The following is a 19,300-nucleotide window of genomic DNA, read 5'->3' on the forward strand; positions in this document are numbered from 1 at the left end:
TTCTCTTTAGCCTGCTCAGGCGCTCAGGGCTTTACTGATTTTCTCGTAAAGGTCACCTGAAAGTTTATCCAGCCCTTTCAACTGCTCCAGCGCGTTACGCATCAACCCCTGACGACCGGCATCGTAACGCTTAAGGCGAATCAATGGCTCGATCATCCGCGCGGCAACCTGTGGGTTACGCGTGTTCAGATCGGTGAGGATTTCCGTCAGGAACTGATAGCCGCTGCCGTTTGCCGCGTGGAACGCCGATGGGTTTGCCGAGGCAAAGGCGCCAATCAACGAACGGATTCGGTTTGGATTGCTCAGGGTAAATGAGCGGTGGTTTAACAACGCACGCACGCGGTTTAACACATCCGGTGCCGGACTGGTGGCCTGCAAGGCAAACCATTTATCCATCACCAGACCATCCTGATGCCAGCGCTCGTCAAACGCCACCAGCAGCGCTTCGCGACACGGCAACTGAGCCGCCACCGAGGCCGCCATCGCCGCCAGCGAGTCGGTCATGTTATTGGCGTGGCTAAACTGTGCGTTAACCAGCTTGTCAGCCAGCTCGACGTCGCCAAAGGCCAGATACCCCAGGCAGACATTTTTCAGCGAGCGTTTGCCAATTTCGGCATGTTCAATGCGGTATTCGTCGCTTTGATTGGCGTTATAAACCGCCAGCCACTCATCTGCCAACTCGGTTGCCAGCAGGCGCACCAGCGATTCACGCACGTCAGAAATTGCCTGCGGGTCGATAGTTTCAAACAGCTCGGCAATTTCATTTTCACTCGGCAGCGTCAGGATCAACGCCATCAGCGCAGGATCGCTGTTTTCTTCCAGCAGCACCGCGCGGAAAGCATCAGCCACATGCAGCGGAAGAGAGAGCGGTTGCCCCTGCTGCTGACGTGCCACGTTTAGTTTGATGTAGGTCGCCATCAGGCTTTGAGCGGCATCCCAACGGGCAAAGTCATTGCGCGCATGGCGCATCAGGAAGGTTAACTGCGCATCGCTCCAGTTGTAGTCCAGTTTCACCGGGGCAGAGAATTCACGCAGCAGAGAAGGAACCGGCTGGAAATAGACGTTATCAAAGACGAAGCTCTGGAACTCTTCGACCACATTCAGCACGTTGTGCACCGGATGGCCGTTATGCTGCAGTGGGATCACCTTGCCTTCGCCATCATACAGTTCGATATCCAGCGGGATATGCAGCGGCAGCTTCTCTTTTTGATCGGCGGTTGCTGGCGTTCTCTGCGTGACGTGCAGCGTGTACTGTTCCAGTTCCGGGTTGTAGTCATCCCGAATTGAGAGGATCGGCGTACCCGACTGGCTGTACCAGCGGCGGAACTGCGATAAATCGACGTTGGACGCATCTTCCATCGCCTGCACAAAATCGTCGCAGGTTGCAGCGCTGCCATCGTGACGTTCGAAGTAGACCTGCATGCCTTTCTGGAAGTTTTCTTCACCCAGTAAGGTATGCATCATACGGATCACTTCTGACCCCTTCTCATACACCGTCAGCGTATAGAAGTTGTTCATTTCGATCACCTGCTCAGGGCGGATCGGATGCGCCATTGGGCTGGCATCTTCGGCAAACTGCGCACCACGCATGATACGGACATTATCAATACGGTTAACGGCACGGGATCCGAGGTCGGAACTGAACTCCTGATCGCGGAACACGGTCAGCCCTTCTTTCAGGCTGAGCTGGAACCAGTCGCGACAGGTCACACGGTTACCGGTCCAGTTATGGAAATATTCGTGACCGATAACCGCTTCAATACCGAGGTAATCTTTGTCGGTGGCGGTTTCCGCCCTGGCCAGCACATATTTCGAGTTAAAGACGTTAAGGCCTTTATTCTCCATCGCGCCCATGTTGAAGAAGTCCACCGCGACAATCATAAAGATGTCCAGGTCGTACTCCAGACCGAAGCGCTCTTCATCCCACTTCATGCTGTTTTTCAGTGAGGTCATTGCCCAGTCAGCGCGATCGAGGTTGCCACGATCGACAAAGATTTCCAGCGCCACATCGCGCCCGGTACGGGTTCTGAAGCTGTCACGCAGTACATCGAAGTCACCGGCGACCACGGCAAACAGGTAGCAAGGTTTTGGGAACGGATCTTCCCATTTCATCCAGTGGCGGCCATCTTCCATCTGTCCGGCATCAACACGGTTGCCGTTTGACAGTAAATAAGGATAGAGGGCCTTATCTGCCACAATGGTGGTGGTAAAGCGCGCCAGCACGTCAGGACGGTCAAGATACCAGGTAATGTGGCGGAAGCCTTCCGCTTCACACTGGGTACAAAGCGCTTCACCCGATTTATACAGGCCTTCCAGCGCGGTGTTTTTATCCGGGTGGATTTCGTTGACGATTTTCAGCGTAAAGGTTTCTGGCAGTTGCTCAAGGATCAGCGCGCCGTCTTCCAGACGGTAGTGCGTCCAGGCCTGGTCGTTAATGTCCAGAGAAACCAGCGTCAGGTCTTCACCGTCCAGACGCAGTTCTGCGCCTGCTGCCCCCAACCGTTTTACCTGGCTGATAGCGGTGACCTGGGTGGTGCTGGCATCGAGAATAAAAGTCAGGTCGATATCCGTGATGGTGTAATCCGGAGCACGATAATCATGGCGATTTTTGGCTTGTGGCAGTTGCGTCATAAGTCCTTCTCACGTCGATAATTAGTTAACCTTTTCAAGTCTATTCCTGTTAGCCCGATGTTGCCACGTTGAATCGCGATGCCACGGGGTCTTTGGCTTAAAAAGCTACATTTCATTAACAAGCGCACAGATTGCCCTCGACCTTATCCGCGGTAATGTGTTGTGATCCGCTTCACTAAACGAGTATTCAAGTTATACTCCAGCGTCTTTTCCACTTATTGAACCAGGGATAACGCTCTTCGCCAGAGGATGCTGAAACGCACCATGACTCGACATGCTACCCCGATCCTGACCACCTTGTTGGACACGGATGCCTATAAGCTGCATATGCAGCAAGCGGTGTTCCATCGTTACCGGAACGTTTCCGTGGTGGCTGAGTTTCGCTGCCGTGGTGACGATCTGCTGGGCATTTATGCAGATGAAATTGTCCGGCAGATAGCGACCATGCAGTCGCTGGCGCTGACTGACGAAGAAGCTGACTACCTTGCCGGCCTGCCCTTCTTTAAGGCGGACTATCTGGCCTGGCTGCGCGAATACCGTTATGACCCGTCGACGGTGGTGGTCCGCAATCACCAGGGCAAGCTGGATATTCGCATCAGCGGTTCATGGCTGGACGTCATCATGTGGGAAGTGCCGCTGCTGGCGTTGATCAGTGAAGTGGTTCATCGCCACCGCTCGCCGCTGGTCACCCCGGAAATGGCAGTCACCCATCTGCAAAGCAAGCTGGCCGGGTTTAAAGCGTTGACCGCTGACCTGGATATGTCCCGCTTTAAGCTGATGGATTTCGGTACGCGTCGCCGCTTCTCCCGCGATGTGCAGCTGGCTATCGTCGGTACGCTGCAGCAGGAATTTCCATGGTTGGTCGGTTCCAGCAATTATGACGTGGCGCGCCAGTTGAATATCGCACCGGTGGGCACTCAGGCCCATGAATGGTTCCAGGCGCATCAGCAGATCAGCCCGGTTCTGGCAAACAGCCAGCGTGCGGCATTGCAGGCATGGCTGGAGGAGTATCCGGACCGTTTGGGCATTGCCCTGACCGATTGTATTACCATGGATGCTTTCCTGCGCGACTTCGGTGAGAACTTTGCTACCCGTTATCAGGGCCTGCGTCACGACTCCGGCGATCCGTTTGAGTGGGGCGAAAAAGCCATTGCTCATTACGAGCACCTCGGCATCGATCCTCGCAGCAAAACGCTGGTGTTTTCTGACAACCTGGATCTGGAAAAAGCCGTGGCGCTTTACCGCCAGTTTGGCCAGCGCGTGGATGTGATTTTTGGCATTGGTACCAAGCTGACCTGCGATATTCCTCAGGTCACGCCGCTGAATATCGTCATCAAGCTGGTTGAATGTAACGGCAAACCGGTCGCTAAACTCTCGGACAGCCCAGGCAAAACGATTTGCCAGGATAAAGCCTTTGTTCGCGCCTTACGCAAAGCCTTCGATCTACCACTGGTGAAAAAAGCCAGTTAGTGCCGCAATAAAAAGAGAAGAGCTTCAGCCTCTTCTCTTTTCCTTCCTGCAATTTCTCTGATAAATCTCCCGCAGAACAACGAATTCTTCTTGTGTCTCGCCAGTCGGCAAGTAACATAGCACTACCCCAAATCCGGGGTATTTTTTTTAATCCTGATTAATAGTGAGAGACTTTTATGAGCGTTGTGCCTGTAGCGGATGTACTGCAAGGCCGGGTCGCGGTTGACAGTGAAGTCACCGTACGTGGCTGGGTACGTACACGAAGAGATTCAAAAGCTGGTATTTCCTTCATCGCCGTATATGACGGCTCCTGCTTTAATCCCGTCCAGGCTGTCGTCAATAATTCTCTGAATAATTATCAGGACGAAGTACTGCGACTGACCACCGGTTGTTCGGTGATCATTACCGGCAAAGTGGTGGAATCACCGGGCGAAGGCCAGAGCTTTGAAATTCAGGCCACTGCAGTAGAAGTGGTCGGCTGGGTGGATGATCCTGATACCTATCCTATGGCTGCTAAACGTCACAGCATCGAATACCTGCGTGAAGTGGCTCACCTGCGCCCGCGTACTAACCTGATCGGTGCCGTGGCGCGTGTTCGTCATACGCTGGCGCAAGCGCTGCATCGTTTCTTTGATGAGCAGGGCTTCTTCTGGGTTTCTACTCCGCTGATCACCGCGTCGGATACCGAAGGGGCGGGCGAAATGTTCCGCGTTTCCACGCTGGATATGGAAAACCTGCCGCGCACGCCAGAAGGCAAAGTGAACTTTGACGAAGATTTCTTCGGCAAAGAAGCCTTCCTGACCGTATCCGGCCAGCTGAATGGCGAGACCTACGCCAGCGCCATCTCCAAAATCTACACCTTTGGCCCAACCTTCCGTGCAGAAAACTCCAATACCAGCCGTCACCTGGCTGAGTTCTGGATGCTGGAGCCGGAAATCGCCTTTGCTGACCTGGAAGACAACGCCGCACTGGCCGAAGCCATGCTGAAATACGTCTTCAAAGCGGTACTGGAAGAGCGTCGTGATGATATGGAGTTCTTTGCCGAGCGCGTAGACAAAGATGCCATCGCGCGCCTTGAGCGTTTTGTAACCACAGATTTTGCTCAGGTGGATTACACCGAAGCGGTAGAAATTCTGATCGCCTGTGGTGAGAAGTTTGAAAATGCCGTCTCCTGGGGTATCGATCTCTCCTCAGAACACGAGCGTTATCTGGCAGAAAAACACTTCAAAGCACCGGTAGTGGTTAAAAACTATCCGAAAGATATCAAAGCGTTCTATATGCGCCTGAACGACGACGGTAAAACCGTGGCGGCGATGGACGTTTTGGCCCCAGGTATCGGGGAAATCATCGGCGGTTCACAGCGTGAAGAGCGTCTGGATGTACTGGATGCACGTCTGGCTGAAATGGGTCTGAATAAAGAAGATTACTGGTGGTATCGTGACCTGCGCCGCTACGGCACCGTTCCTCATTCAGGTTTCGGATTAGGTTTCGAAAGATTAATCGCCTATGTCACCGGTGTGCAAAATGTAAGAGATGTTATCGCCTTCCCAAGGACGCCGCGTAACGCCACCTTCTGATTTTCAGCATTAAATATAAGAAATTCATATATATATTCAAGGTCAGCCTCGCTGGCCTTTTTTTATTTTTGTAAATTTAGATATAGTTCACAAAGTTCCGTGATTCTTACATTTTGTAATACATATTTTCCTCTTGTTACTAGAATAGGAGATTAGTAGCATTTTCGGGCTAGATAATCCGCTCAGCGAATGGAAAGATGCGTGCAGACACAGGAAGACACCAAACTCTCTTCGGGGTTCTGTAAAGAATTGTTGACGGCAGTGGCAGGTGTCCAAATAACTCCAATGAGGGTAATAAAAAATGATGAAGCGCAACATTCTGGCACTGGTTATCCCAGCCCTGTTAGCAGCTGGTGCAGCCAATGCAGCAGAAATCTATAACAAAGACGGCAACAAGCTGGACCTCTATGGTAAAGCTGTTGGTCTGCACTACTTCTCATCAGACGACGACAGCTACGGCGGTGATGGCGATAAGTCCTATGTCCGTTTTGGTTTCAAAGGTGAAACCCAGATCAACGACATGCTGACCGGTTACGGCCAGTGGGAATACAACATCCAGGCAAACAACTCTGAAGGTTCTGACGCGCAAGACGGCAACAAAACCCGTCTGGGCTTTGCTGGTCTGAAATTCGCTGAGTACGGTTCTGTAGATTACGGTCGTAACTACGGCATCGCTTATGACGCACTGGCCTGGACAGATATGCTGCCAGAATTCGGTGGCGACTTCGGCCAGTCTGATACCATGACCAGCCGTACCGGCGGCGTGGCGACTTACCGTAACACCAATTTCTTTGGTCTGGTTGATGGCTGGGACTTCGCAGCTCAGTACCAGGGCAAAAACGAACGTGATGACCTGCAGCGCTCTAACGGCGACGGCTACGGTGTGTCGACTTCTTATACCTCACCAATCGGTGTTGGCATCGTAGGTGCTTATAGCTCTCAGGACCGTGTTGACGGCCAGAACACTGACCTGGCTCTGGGTCGTGGTGACCGTGCAGAGTTCTGGGGCACTGCTCTGAAATATGATGCAAACAACGTTTACCTGGCCGCATCTTATGCTGAAGGCCGTAACGCTACCCGTATCTCTGGTAACATCATCGACGCCAATGGTGTGTCTAACGCTGTTGCTGGCTACGCTAACAAAACTCAGGACATCGAGTTAGTTGCACAGTACCAGTTCGACTTCGGTCTGCGTCCGTCCATTGCCTACGTTCAGACTAAAGGCAAAGATATCGAAGGCGTTGGCGATGTTGACCTGGTTAAATACTTCGAAGTGGGCGCGACTTACTACTTCAATAAAAACATGTCTACCTATGTTGACTACATCATCAACCAGATTGATGACGACAACAAACTGGGCATAGGTTCAGGCGATACCGTAGCATTGGGTCTGGTTTACCAGTTCTAATAAGCTGCACTGCCGGGGTGATTCGCGTCACCACCGCGCAACGTCAAAACGGGGCTTCGGCCCCGTTTTTGTTTCCTCCGCCCCGCTTTCTCCCTCTGATTAGTTACCCTCACTCTGTTCCCTGTGATTTTTAACGCAAACGGTTGGCAATTTGTGCGCTGTGGCGTAACCTGAGTCCTCACTTCGCTTTAGATTAAGCTAACGGACTTCGACTATGTTTGAACGCATTGCAGCTGCACCCGCCGACCCTATTCTTGGTTTAGCCGATCTCTTCCGTGCCGACGATCGCCCAAATACGATCAATCTGGGCATTGGTGTCTATAAAGACGAAACCGGCAAAACACCGGTACTCACCAGCGTGAAGAAAGCTGAGCAGTACCTGTTAGAGAATGAAACCACCAAAAATTACCTCAGCATCGATGGACTGGCCGACTTCGGTAAGTGCACTCAGGAACTGTTGTTTGGGAAAGACAACGCCATTGTGAGCACCAAGCGTGCCCGCACAGCGCAGACCCCAGGTGGAACCGGTGCATTGCGCGTTGCGGCTGACTTTATTGCCACTCAGACCAGCGCGAAGCGCATCTGGGTAAGCAACCCAAGCTGGCCGAACCATAAAAATGTGTTTGAATCCGCGGGTCTTGAAGTCTGCGAGTACCAGTATTACGACGCGGCCAATCACTCCCTCGACTTTGAGGGCATGGTTAACGCCCTGCGTGAGGTTGCAGCCGGTGACGTGGTGCTGTTCCATGGCTGCTGCCATAACCCGACCGGTATCGATCCGACGGCTGAACAGTGGGCACAACTTTCCGAGCTGTCACTGGCCGGTGGCTGGCTGCCGCTGTTCGACTTCGCCTATCAGGGCTTTGCCCGGGGTCTGGAAGAAGATGCGGAAGGCCTGCGTATTTTTGCGGCCAGCCATCAGGAACTGATCGTCGCCAGCTCTTACTCGAAAAACTTCGGTCTGTATAACGAACGCGTTGGCGCACTGACGCTGGTTGCCAGCGAAGCATCGGTAGCGGATACCGCATTCAGCCAGGTGAAAGCCACCATCCGTGCAAACTACTCTAACCCACCGGCGCACGGTGCGGCGGTAGTGGCCACCATCCTCGGTAACGCGGCTCTGCGTGCTATCTGGGAGCAGGAACTGGCAGACATGCGTCAACGCATCCACCGTATGCGTCAGCTGTTTGTGAACACCCTGCAGGAGAAAGGCGCTAAAGGGGATTTCAGCTTTATCATCAAGCAGAATGGCATGTTCTCATTCAGCGGTTTGACGAAAGACCAGGTGGTTCGCCTGCGCGAAGAGTTCGGCGTGTATGCGGTGAATTCAGGTCGTGTGAACGTGGCCGGCATGACGCCAGATAATATGGCTCCGCTGTGTGAAGCGATTGTCGCCGTGCTGTAAACCGGCGACTGAGCATAAAAAAAGCCTGCTTAATGCAGGCTTTTTTGTGTCTTTTTTCCCCGAGCGCGTTACTGCAGGAACGGGTTCGAAATTCTTTCACGGCCCAGTGTGGACATCGGCCCATGTCCCGGTAAAAAGGTCACGTCGTCACCCAGCGGTAAAAGCTTGGTCTTAATGGATGCGATCAGGTCCGCATGGCTGCCCTGAGGAAAATCAGAACGCCCTACGCCACCGTTAAAGATCACGTCACCGGAGACCAGCAGGCGAGAAGCACGGTCAAAGAACACGATGTGACCGGGCGTATGGCCAGGGCATAACAGGATCTCGAGGGTGATGTTGCCGAGCTGCACGGTTTCCCCCTCTTCCAGCCAGCGATCTGGCGTCAGAGGCGCGCAATAGGGGAAGCCGAACATCTGGCTCTGAGCAGGTAAACCTTCCAGCCAGAAAGCATCCGCCTTATGGGGACCAACAACCGGCACGCCATAAAAAGCCGCCAGCTCGGCAGCGGCGCCAACATGATCAAGGTGTCCGTGGGTCAGCAGAATTTGCGTTACGGTAACGCCCTTTTCTGCCACATGCGCCTGGATGGTTTCGGCATCGCCGCCGGGGTCAACCACCGCTGCCTGCAGGGTTTCCGCGCACCAGATTAGCGAGCAATTCTGGGCGAATGCCGTCACCGGGATAATTTGATAGTCCATAACACTCCGTTACCGGCGAGCCATGGCCCTACCGGAATTTCATCTTACCAGTGCCGTGCCGGCCCGGTATCAATATGCACAAAGTTACTGCTTGGGTAGTATCCTACACCACCAGCGCCCATGGAAAGCGCCGCTTTGCGAACATTGCTCAATGCAATCCCGTCAATATGTAAATCCATCGCCTGACCCAGCGTGTGGTAACTGTGTTTCGCTACGCCTTTCGTGTGGGCCCGCAGGGAATTGTTGGTAGCCAGCGAACGATACCCCGATATCAACGTCACCGGTTTGCGGGTATCGAGCAACGCCTGCAAACGATAAAGCTGATCGAACAGATGCGGATCGATGTTCTTGACCTTGTTGGCCCGATAATCACGGAAGAAATGATTCAAACGTGACAACTCATCCTTGTCGTAACTTTTCCCGTTAAAAAACTCAGTTTTGAGCGTTTCACCGGTATTCAGGTTATTCAGTGTTAATACACGAGGACGCGAGGTGGAGAGCGAGGCGAAAGCCTGTCGGGGAAGCAATGCACAACCTAATGCAGCGCCTCCTAATGTCAGCCACTTACGGCGATGAGAGTCAAAATTATTCATTAATCTGTATTACCCGGCTAAATGTTCTGAAATGGTGCAAAATGGTCACCGTCGGGAACCATAACCGGGGAGAATAGCTGAGTCAACCGTGGAAATGTGACAGCTTCGGCAAATATTAACACCTGTCTGGAAGCCGAGGTGACCGGCCCGGTTTGCCCTGAGCCGGAACACCTGAAGAATCAACCATTAGAGCATTAATTGACCAGCCGCCGCCATACTCTGCACGCCAGAACGCGCGGTCATATCATAATTGTAAATATCTGTACGATATTGCGCCTTACCATCATCCGCGACCCACGCCGTCAGGTAGTAAAGATTGACCGGGATGCGATGACGAATCGGCACGTAGCGGGTATCCCCTTCTTTCAGCGTGCTGGAAATGCGCGTGTCATTCCATCCCGCATCCTGTAACAGCAGGTTGGCCAAATCAGACGCTTTATTCACACGGACACAGCCTGAACTCAGCGCCCTGATGTCTTTCTGGAACAGGTTATGGTTCGGCGTATCGTGTAGATAGATGGCGTCTGAGCTAGGCATATTGAACTTATACCTTCCCAGCGAATTCGTTGCACCCGGCGCCTGACGTATGCGGTAAGGGAATGACGCCGCTGAAACCATCCGCCAGTCGATCATCGACGGATCGATGACTTCCGCATCATTGCTCCAGCCAGAGAGCAAGGTGTAGTTATGTTTATAAAGATAAGCCGGGTCCTGCTTCACTTTCGGCACAATATCCTGACGGACCAGCGTAGTCGGCACATTCCATGGCGGGTTAAGCACCACGTTATTCAGTGCGCTGCGCATCAGAGGCGTTTTGCGGTCTGGTCGACCCACAATAACCCTCGACGCCAGGATTTGACTGCCGTTGAGATAATAGATCAGCGAGTAGTTCGGGATATTCACCATAATCCCGTTGTGCATATCATCAGGCAACAGACGCAAACGCTGAATATTCAGCGCAAGCAGAGAAGCACGAAGCTGCGGCGAAACGTTCAGCCATTCACGGGTCCGTGGGCCAATCGCACCATCCGGCTCAAGCCCCTGCCAGCGTTGGAAGCGTTTTACCGCTTCGACCAGATCGGCAGAATAGATATGTGTTGGGTCGGCGGGCACGGCATTTCCCTGCACCTGACCGGCCAGCTCAGGCGTGTTGGCGGCATTGGGATTTTCCGGCAGCGGCGTGGCGGAAGGACTGACGGTCGCCTGCTCATCAACCGGCTTAGGTGCAGGTGTCGAGGCTATCTCTTCATCCACGAAAGACGCCGGTACGCTGGTGGTCGGGACGGGTTCATCGGTCGGCTTCGGTCCTTCGGCGCTGGCGGTCATCATTCCGGTGCGCGCAAGAATTGCCCTCAGTGCAGGAACATCATCACTCAGTTGTCCCGGCTTCAGGGTCTGTTTCGCGGCCAGCTGCGGCCAGGGATGATTATCTGCCAGCAGCGTTTTCAGCGCCTGATGCATCAGAACATATTGCGGGTGCTGCGGCGCAAGCGAGGTGACAAAGGCATTGGTTCCACCGTGTTCAACCGCTCTCTGCCACTGATTAATCACCGACAGGGTGGGCACTTCCAGCTTATAGGGCACGTTGCTGTACAGCCAGGTTTCCCCTTTGGCGGGCACCGTGGAGACAAACTGCAGATAGCCCAGCATCGCATCAGACAGCACGACATCACGCGCCATTCCCGTAATAGAAGGATCGGTCAGCAGTTTAACCCACAGATTAAACTGCGGTTGCACGCCAGAAATGGCCACTTCAGCCAGTTGCTGCTGGAACTGCTGCACAGCCTGCCGATCCTGCCACAGTGGCTGCATGCCCTGGGTCGCATACAGCGAAGCCAGGGTCGTCAGATAAAACGGTTTATAACCAGCAGGAAGCGTGGCCAGCAGATGTCGCTGGGCCTGCGATGGGGTATAGGTTGCCGTTACAGGCGCGGATACAGGCGGAATACCTGCCAATGCGGGTTGCATCTGACCGGCAAGCACCAGGCAAGCACTAAATAGTGCCAACCTTGCAGAATTCGTTTTCATCAGCAACATCCCTTGCTCCCTGGTTAAGTGCCAAAACAGATGGCGATCACCTGTTTATTAGTCATTGTTATCAGTATAGAAAAAGAAAACGGCATTCGCTGTAAATACAACCAATGCCGTTGGGTAGAATAAACCGCTGCCCGACTTTTTACTATATCTGCCGGTTGAGATTTTCTTATGAAGAAGCCTGTTGATCTTCCTCAGGTGTGGAGGAATTTGCGGCGGTTGGCTCGGCGGCAAAGCCGCGCAGGCCGACGACGTGAACGTGTTCAATGTTATTGACCACTTTACGCACCAGTTTATAGGTCGTGCCCTTCTCAGGGCTGATATTCTCTGGCGCGGCGATAATCAGCTGCATTTCCAGACGATCGCACAGCTCAAACAGCGTGGCGATCGACTTGGCATCCAGTCGCGCGGCTTCATCGAGGAACAGTAGGCGGCACGGTGAGATATCTTTTCCGCGCAGGCGACGAGACTCTTCTTCCCAGCTCTGCACGACCATCACCAGAATCGACATCCCGGTCCCGATCGCTTCACCGGTTGACAACGCACCACTTTCCGCACGCAACCAGCCATCAGATCCCCGGTTTACCTCAACCTCCATTTCCAGGTAGTTACGGTAATCCAGAAGCTCTTCACCAATGGTCTGCGGCGTACGCTGGCCCATATCAATCTGTGGATTCAGGCGCTGATACAGCTTAGCCAGCGCTTCTGAGAAGGTCAGGCGATTGCTGTTAAACAGATCCTGATGCGCTTCATGCTGTTCAGACAACACGTCCAGCAGCGTGGAATGCGCCTCGCGGACGTTAACGTTCAGACGGACGCTCTTCACCTGGCCGAAGCTCACAGCCTGCAGGCCCTGGTTCAGCTGGCGAATACGGTTTTGTTCACGCTGAATGGTCTTACGAATAATGTTAGATACGCTGCGGGAGCTGATCGCCAGCATCTGTTCGCGCGCGGTTAACTCTTCGGTCAGACGGCCAAGTTCAATCTCCATCTGCTCAATCGCTTCGACCGGATCGTCGGTACGGATGATGTCCTGACGGATGCGTTCACGCAGATGCTGATAAACAGCGATAAAGAACTGAATCTTACGCTCTGGCCGTTTTGGATCTTCGGACAGACGCAGCACGTCGCGCAGATGTTCGTTGTCGGCCACTGCCAGACGCAGCGCACCTAATGCCTTATCCGACATTGAACGCAGCTCATCACCGCCGAGGTAAGAGAGTTCACGACGATGGAGACGGCGCTCAACGCCATTGTCTTTCACCAGGCGTAACACCGCGACCCAACCCGCCTTGGCATGAACAACCTGCTCGCGGCCCTGATGGTAATCGCGCTCGACACGCTTCAGTTTTTTCTGCAGCGCGTCCATTTCGGCTTCGCAGAAGGTGATCTGCTTTTCCAGCTGATTGCGACGGGCGCGGTTATTGCTTAGCGCAGCGTAGAGTTCATCACGGCGCAGACGCGCGCGCTCTTCCGCGCTGGCATCTGCCTGCACACCGATATCCTGCATTTCCTGCTGAAGTTCTTTCAGCATGTCGCGCTTGGCATCGTAAGAACTTTTCAGTGACGCCAGCACCTGTGAATATTGGGTAAACTGCGCCTGATGACCGCGCAGCTGCTCGCGGGCACGGGTACGATCGGATTCGGCCTGCTCAAGACGCTTACGCAGCTTCTCATTCAGGTCGCTGTTACCGTCGAGCATGCCGGCGGAATCGACATAGCCAAAGTGCGCGCGACGCTGCACCACTTCGGTCATGGCAAAGGCTTGCTGGCGGGCATCGCGCTGAACCTGCTGCGCCTGCTGATAATCCAGCTTCAACTGTTCGTGCTGTTCCGGATCGCTCTGCAGCACCGAAATCAGCGGTTCCAGTTTCGCCAGTTGCGCGCCGTGCTGCTGCAGGAAACGCGCGGCTTCCTGTGCTTCATCCAGACGCTCAAGCAGTTCGTCATAACGATCCTGCAGGGTTTCATCCTGCAGCAGGCTGACGCGTGGCATCAGGCGGTTAAGCTGGGCGACGCCCTCTTTCGCCTGATCAAACTGCTGACGCTGCTGCTGGTTTTCCGTTTCATGCGCGGCCTGGCCACGTTCGAGTTCACCGCGACGCAGGTTCAGTAAACGCAGCTCGGCTTCCGGATCCGACTCAAAGGCGACGGCTAAATGGCTACCGATAAAACGGCTGAACGACTGGTGCAGACGCTGCGTTTTCTGCACGTCAAACGACAGCGTGGCATAGCGTTCTGCCAGCGTTTCGCGTTCGGCATGTAACAGATCCAGCTGATTTTCACGGGCGGCACGACCAAACAACGGCACTTTAGGGAAGCGCGAGTAACGCCACTGGCGATCGCCTGACTTCACCACTACCGCTTTTTGCAGCTCTTCAACGTTAAATACGCTGTCATCGAACGACTGCGGGTCCCCTTCGATCAGATAAAGGTCTTCTGGGCAGTCTTCCAGACCGTCCAGCAGATCCTGCACCAGTGACAGATCGGGCACCACGATACCGTGACGGGCCGGGCCATACAGCGCGGAGAAGTACGGCGCATCGTCGATGGTGACGTCGTCATAAATTTCTGACAGCAGCACGCCGCCAAAACGCTCGGCCAGATGGGTCATACGGCCATCTTCAGCGCCGCCAGGCTGGCTCAGACGCTCGACCTGTTTTTCAACTTCGCGTTTACGGGCCGAAACTTCGTCGCGTTCAACGGTGGTTTCGCGCTCGCGCTCCAGCAGCTGCTGCATGTACTCGGTCACCTGCTGACCGCTCTCCAGCTCCTGACCGGTTTGCTCGTTCAGCTGGCTAAGAATATCCTGCGCGGCATGCCACTGAGGGGCCTGTTTGGTCAGACGGGCAATGCGTTCACGCACCTGTTCAAGCTCCTGACGCATTTCCATGCGACGTTCGCCCGCTTCAGACACGCTTTCGGACAGCTGTTCAATACGGGCTTCAAGCTCGTACTGATAGCCTTCCAGATCCTGCGGCTCAAACTGTTGCCCGTGACGCTTACAGAACTCATTCAGTAACCGTTCTGCATCCTGCTGTTCACGCAGTCGCTGTTCCATCTCGGCCACACGGGAACGTAAGGACTGCAACTGCTCGGCGTGATAACGCTGATTGCTGGCATCGCGAAGCAATTCGCGGCCGGTGTGATACGCGTCGGAACGACTGACCGGTCCGGCAATGCGGCCCACCAGCTCAAAAGCCTGCTCGAACTGACTGTGAGCAGCCTGCGCCACGCTCATTTTCTGTTCAAGCTGCAATAACTTGTCGGTCGCTTCCTGCTCTTTCGCACGGAAGGTTTCCTGCCACTCTTCGGCATTGTCGACGGTCAGTTCGGCAACCCGGCAGATTTCCTGCGCGCGCTGCAGCGCCTGCAACGCTTGCTGATACTGGATAGCGCGAGTTTGCTGCACGTCCAGCGCCTGCTGGTAATCGGCCAGCTGACTTTTCAGCTCATCGACTTCCAGTTCAGCGGCTTCGCTGCGGGCTTCATTCTCTTCCTGCACTTCACGGGCTTCAGCGACAACTTCATTCTGCTCTTCAAGACGGTAGGTCAGCTCATCGATATCGCCTTCATAGCGCTCGATTTTTTCCTGCTGACGCATTGCCGTCTGCACCAGGTTAAGGTGGTCGCTGGCGCTCTGGTAATCGGTTTCGAGATCGCTTTCTGCTCCGTTGTGCTCAGCCAGTTCGCGAGCCATTTCAACATGGCGATACTGCTCCGCTTTTAACTGCTTGCGGCTGGTGAACAGCTCATTACGGTTCAATAACGCGCCGTCAAGGTGGATGCGGCGTTCGTTAGCATGACGCATATAGTCCGCAGCAACATAGCTGGTTGCTTCGGAGATCAGGTGCTTAAACAGATCGCGGTCGGACTGGGTGACGCGAATCGCTTCCAGCGTCATGCGGTTCTCGCGCAGCGCGGCTTCCATATCCTGGAAGGCCTTACGCACGCCGCTGTTTTCCGGCAGCAGGTAATCACGCAGCGATCGGGTAATGGCGCTGGAGATACCGCCATACAGCGAGGCTTCGATCAGGCGATAGTATTTGCTGCGATCGGCGGCTGAGCGCAGACGACGCGCCACAATGCCCAGATCGAACATCAGCGAGTGGTAATCAGTGATCGAGTTAAACTGCTTAAACTGCACGCTTTCCATCGCTTCGAACTTGTCTTTCAGTTCGCTCAGCGGCAGAACGCGGGCCTGACGGGCATTGACCGTTTCCGTCAGGATTTCCGTCGGGTTGATCGACATCGGCAGGCCGTGAATGCTGAAAGGCTTGATATCGACTTTACGATCGCGACCGGCAACCTGCTGCAGACGCACACCGACAATCACGCGCTGATGCAGGGAATTCACCACGTCCAGCGCGGCGTAACAGACGCCAGGACGCAGCTTTCCGTGCAAACCTTTGTCACGCGAGCCGGAGGTGGCTCCCGCTTCGGTGGTGTTACGGAAGTGCAGCAGGGTCAGATCGGGGATCAGCGCCGTGATAAAGGCCGCCATGGTGGTAGACTTACCGGCGCCGTTACCGCCGGAAAGCGTGGTAACCAGCTCATCCAGGTCAAAGGTGCGGGCAAAAAAACCGTTCCAGTTAACCAGGGTCAGCGAGCGAAATTTTCCGCGTTCAATCATTTACTCGTTCTCCGCGTTGTCCGACGACGGGCTCTGCGCCTCATCATCCTCTTCGCTTTCATCATTCAGCGCCAGGCCACCTTCAATCGGCATCGCTTCGCCATCCCGGATCATTCTCAGCTGCGCTTCGCGGGCATCGTCGCCGCTCCGCACATCCGCACCAAAGCGGAATACCGACTCAATAATGCGGAATTTGCTGCTGTCATTACCCATAAACCACACCATGCCAAGGCGGCGCAGACGGTTAAGGGAAGCGCGCATTTTTTCCTGCAACTTTTGCCGATCGAGATCGGAACCGGTTGAGCGCTGGTTAACGAACTTCATCAGCTTGCTTTCATCAGCCAGCGACAGCAGCTCATCATAAAGCTCCTGCTGGGTGAAGATGCCTTCATTCGCCAGACGTTCCGGGCTCAGGTAGAGATAACACAGGATTTTGCCCACCATCATATCCAGCTCGGAAAGGACGGAACGCGGGATCAGCGTGGTGGAGCGGGGACGCAGATAGAAGAAGCCTTCCGGGGCACGGATCAACTCAACGTTGTAACGCGCGTAAAACTCTTCCAGATACTCCTGATAATCCATCAGGAAAGCATGTTGATCCAGCTCTTCAATGCCAATATGGCGACCGGAACGTAACTGGCTGTCCAGCGCCGGGAAAAGAGAATTGGCCAGCGCCTGTGCCAGTTTAACCGGCATCACTTGTTCAATATTTGTCGATGACATGCGCCTGCACCTTGGCTCCGTAATCATTAATGACCTGCCATTCTGCTGACAAGCCGGAGAAATCTGCTTCGGCCACGCCTAAGCGGACGGCCTGATCGACGACAATACGCGCCACGTCGAAGTGTCGTGCCCGGGGATACTGCACCAGGTAATCACGCATCACTGTGCCCAGATTGAGCGGTTTCTGTTGGGCTTTATAGATGGCCAGCGCTTCTTCAATCATCGCGGCCAGCTGTTCACGAATTTCGTTAAACTCTTCGTATTCGAGTTCGGAAGGCAGTTCACCGGTCACTTCCTCACTGCGCAACGCCAGTTCTTCATCACGCATGTCATACAGGCGTTCAGCATTGGCATAGGTCAATGCCCAGGGATGATCGAAATAGGTTTGCACAGACTTGCGCAAGCGTTGAGCGAAGACGCGGTTTTTATCCATATCGATGGCGGTACGGATGAATTTGTGCACGTGACGGTCATAGCCGATCCACAGGTCAATCGCCTGCTGTCCCCAGCTGATAATGCGGTCCAGCTTGTTTTGCAGGTCGTACACCAGCTTATCGATAAAGCCGAGGTCCGGGCTGCTCAGCGTGGCATCCTGAATGCGTAACAGATTGGCCTGCAGCTTATCGCCTGCCGCCTCCAGCGTGTCCTGCAATTCGCGCAGCGTGCCGGAGGTTTCATTCAGCAGCATTTCACAGCTGGAAATGGCCGCGCGCCAGTCTTTGTTCAACAGCTGGGCGATATCGTCTTTCACCGCCTGCTGCTGTTCATCCATGGTTCGCTGGGTGATATCGATGCTGTCGAAGATTTCTGCCACCGAGTATTTCAGCGGGGCGAAAACGTTGCGATGCCAGTGGAATTCGTCACCGTCTTCATCGGCCGCATCGGCAGCGCGCTTCAGCTCGCCGGCAACAATCGACAGCTGCATCGACAGCCGCAGCGTTGAGAACTCACGCTGGCGGATGTAGTAATCCGTAATGCCGATGGCCAGCGGCGTCAGGCGATAGATGGCGTTGCCATCGGCCTGTTCACTGACAAATCGGTTAAGCAGGCGCTGACGCACCATATCGTTGATGGCGTTATTGGCTCGCACACCAACGGTTTCGCTGGTCTGTTCAAACCCTTCACTGACGTGACGGAAGGCATCGGTCAATTCGCCTTCGCTCATTTCGCCATCCATGCGCTCCCCGTTCAGGGTGGCAATCGCCAGCAAAAACGTCAGACGTTCGGTAGGCAACGTGACGGAAAAGTCATTTTTTCGCGCCCAGGCGACCAGTTCCGGTACAGTCTGGGAAAATTCACTCATGGTTCGTCCTGTTTATGGGTTTCCGCGCGGTCACGTGGATATAACGGCCCAAACTTAAAAATGGCTCCTGGCGGCAGAAGCGTAATTCCTGCTGCAGAACTTCCTCAAAACGTTCAGATTGCTTGTTCTTGTCACGCATATAGTCATGAAAAACGCGGATCCCGGTCTTGGTTTCCACTGTAAAGCCTGCTGCTTCTAACCAGCGATAAACCTGCTCAGGTTCACGTGGGAAGTCAGGCGACAGCGTTTTTCGTTTGCGTTTCTTCAGGTCAGCCTGCATATAACCGAAGTTGCCCAGCACCAGCGTCTGCATTATCAGACCATTGACGTTATAAAACATCAGCGACAGCACGCCGCCCGGGGCCAGCACATCATACAGTGCTTTTAAGATGGCTTCAGGCTCGGCGACCCATTCAAGCACCGCGTGAAACAATACCAGATCGGCCGGCTTATCCAAATGTTGACCGACCTGTTGCGCGCTAATTTGTTTGAATTGCATGTTCCCGCTCACACCTTTTTCTTCGGCATGAGCCTCTGCGCGTTGCAACATCTCAGCGGAGAGATCGCAGAGTAAGACCTGATGACCTCGGGCTGCCAGGCCACAGCTCATCTGCCCTTCTCCACCGCCGGCATCCAGCACGTTGAGTGGCCCTTCCGGCAGGCTGGCGAGGATCTCTTCCAGCGCCTGCCAGACAATCGCCTGGCGGATCCGCCCTTTGGTGGTACCGTAGATATTCTTCGAAAATTTTTCGGCTATATCATCAAAGTTGCGATCCTGCATTCGGGTTCCCGGCGGCTGAGTGGGTGAAACTGGCGGCTATTTTG

The 19,300-nt window shown here is 54.3% G+C and carries 11 protein-coding genes and 1 pseudogene; 4 read left to right on the plus strand and 8 right to left on the minus strand.

Translation table 11 applies throughout. The features are described 5' to 3' along the window. Positions 1–15: 15 nt before the first annotated feature. Entirely contained in the window at positions 16–2,631 is a 2,616-nt protein-coding gene (gene pepN / locus ACXKZG_RS14710; RefSeq protein WP_346566052.1) for an aminopeptidase N, read from the minus strand. Positions 2,632–2,895: 264 nt separating this feature from the next. Here pepN and pncB point away from each other — a divergent pair, with 264 nt between their 5' ends. From pncB to ACXKZG_RS14730, 4 genes are all read left to right on the plus strand, one after another. Further along, positions 2,896–4,101 (plus strand): nicotinate phosphoribosyltransferase, encoded by a 1,206-nt coding sequence (pncB, locus tag ACXKZG_RS14715; RefSeq protein ID WP_013201547.1) that lies wholly within the window; start codon positions 2,896–2,898, stop codon positions 4,099–4,101. Between the two features lie 176 nt (positions 4,102–4,277). Further along, positions 4,278–5,678, plus strand: coding sequence for an asparagine--tRNA ligase (gene asnS / locus ACXKZG_RS14720; protein WP_013201546.1), 1,401 nt, complete (start codon positions 4,278–4,280; stop codon positions 5,676–5,678). A 301-nt stretch (positions 5,679–5,979) separates the two neighbouring features. Further along, positions 5,980–7,086, plus strand: coding sequence for a porin OmpF (ompF, locus tag ACXKZG_RS14725; protein WP_346566047.1), 1,107 nt, complete (start codon positions 5,980–5,982; stop codon positions 7,084–7,086). A gap of 214 nt (positions 7,087–7,300) precedes the next feature. Further along, complete coding sequence (locus ACXKZG_RS14730) at positions 7,301–8,491, plus strand: amino acid aminotransferase (protein WP_134823828.1); 1,191 nt, start codon at positions 7,301–7,303, stop codon at positions 8,489–8,491. Positions 8,492–8,559: 68 nt separating this feature from the next. On the opposite strand, the gene ACXKZG_RS14735 is transcribed toward ACXKZG_RS14730, so the two are convergent. From ACXKZG_RS14735 to cmoM, 7 genes and pseudogenes are all read right to left on the minus strand, one after another. Next, positions 8,560–9,189, minus strand: a complete 630-nt coding sequence (locus ACXKZG_RS14735; RefSeq protein ID WP_346598279.1) for an MBL fold metallo-hydrolase — start codon at positions 9,187–9,189, stop codon at positions 8,560–8,562. Between the two features lie 44 nt (positions 9,190–9,233). After that, positions 9,234–9,782: a peptidoglycan L,D-endopeptidase MepK gene (gene mepK / locus ACXKZG_RS14740; protein WP_013201542.1), complete on the minus strand. Its 549-nt coding sequence runs from the start codon at positions 9,780–9,782 to the stop codon at positions 9,234–9,236. A 186-nt stretch (positions 9,783–9,968) separates the two neighbouring features. Continuing rightward, positions 9,969–11,675: pseudogene (gene ldtD / locus ACXKZG_RS14745) on the minus strand (L,D-transpeptidase); the annotation flags it as partial. A gap of 310 nt (positions 11,676–11,985) precedes the next feature. Beyond that, on the minus strand, positions 11,986–16,449 hold the full coding sequence (mukB, locus tag ACXKZG_RS14750) for a chromosome partition protein MukB (protein ID WP_013201540.1): 4,464 nt from the start codon (positions 16,447–16,449) through the stop codon (positions 11,986–11,988). Beyond that, positions 16,450–17,172 carry a chromosome partition protein MukE gene (gene mukE, locus ACXKZG_RS14755; protein WP_041691956.1) on the minus strand — a complete coding sequence of 241 codons (723 nt, stop codon included), beginning with the start codon at positions 17,170–17,172 and terminating at the stop codon, positions 16,450–16,452. After that, complete coding sequence (gene mukF, locus ACXKZG_RS14760) at positions 17,153–18,475, minus strand: chromosome partition protein MukF (RefSeq protein ID WP_013201538.1); 1,323 nt, start codon at positions 18,473–18,475, stop codon at positions 17,153–17,155. The genes mukE and mukF overlap by 20 nt, the downstream gene beginning before the upstream one ends. After that, a complete protein-coding gene (gene cmoM / locus ACXKZG_RS14765; RefSeq protein ID WP_013201537.1) occupies positions 18,468–19,256 on the minus strand; it encodes a tRNA uridine 5-oxyacetic acid(34) methyltransferase CmoM in 789 nt (262 codons plus the stop codon). Before cmoM ends, mukF begins: the two co-directional genes overlap by 8 nt. Positions 19,257–19,300 lie beyond the last annotated feature (44 nt).

The sequence above is a fragment of the Erwinia sp. 2186 genome (genome assembly GCF_057812255.1).

Bases quoted from the DNA above. Each gene is read 5' to 3' on its own strand.
- pepN (WP_346566052.1), bottom strand. From the start codon at position 2,631: ATGACGCAACTGCCACAAGCCAAAAATCGCCATGATTATCGTGCTCCG.
- pncB (WP_013201547.1), top strand. From the start codon at position 2,896: ATGACTCGACATGCTACCCCGATCCTGACCACCTTGTTGGACACGGAT.
- asnS (WP_013201546.1), top strand. From the start codon at position 4,278: ATGAGCGTTGTGCCTGTAGCGGATGTACTGCAAGGCCGGGTCGCGGTT.
- ompF (WP_346566047.1), top strand. From the start codon at position 5,980: ATGATGAAGCGCAACATTCTGGCACTGGTTATCCCAGCCCTGTTAGCA.
- ACXKZG_RS14730 (WP_134823828.1), top strand. From the start codon at position 7,301: ATGTTTGAACGCATTGCAGCTGCACCCGCCGACCCTATTCTTGGTTTA.
- ACXKZG_RS14735 (WP_346598279.1), bottom strand. From the start codon at position 9,189: ATGGACTATCAAATTATCCCGGTGACGGCATTCGCCCAGAATTGCTCG.
- mepK (WP_013201542.1), bottom strand. From the start codon at position 9,782: ATGAATAATTTTGACTCTCATCGCCGTAAGTGGCTGACATTAGGAGGC.
- mukB (WP_013201540.1), bottom strand. From the start codon at position 16,449: ATGATTGAACGCGGAAAATTTCGCTCGCTGACCCTGGTTAACTGGAAC.
- mukE (WP_041691956.1), bottom strand. From the start codon at position 17,172: ATGTCATCGACAAATATTGAACAAGTGATGCCGGTTAAACTGGCACAG.
- mukF (WP_013201538.1), bottom strand. From the start codon at position 18,475: ATGAGTGAATTTTCCCAGACTGTACCGGAACTGGTCGCCTGGGCGCGA.
- cmoM (WP_013201537.1), bottom strand. From the start codon at position 19,256: ATGCAGGATCGCAACTTTGATGATATAGCCGAAAAATTTTCGAAGAAT.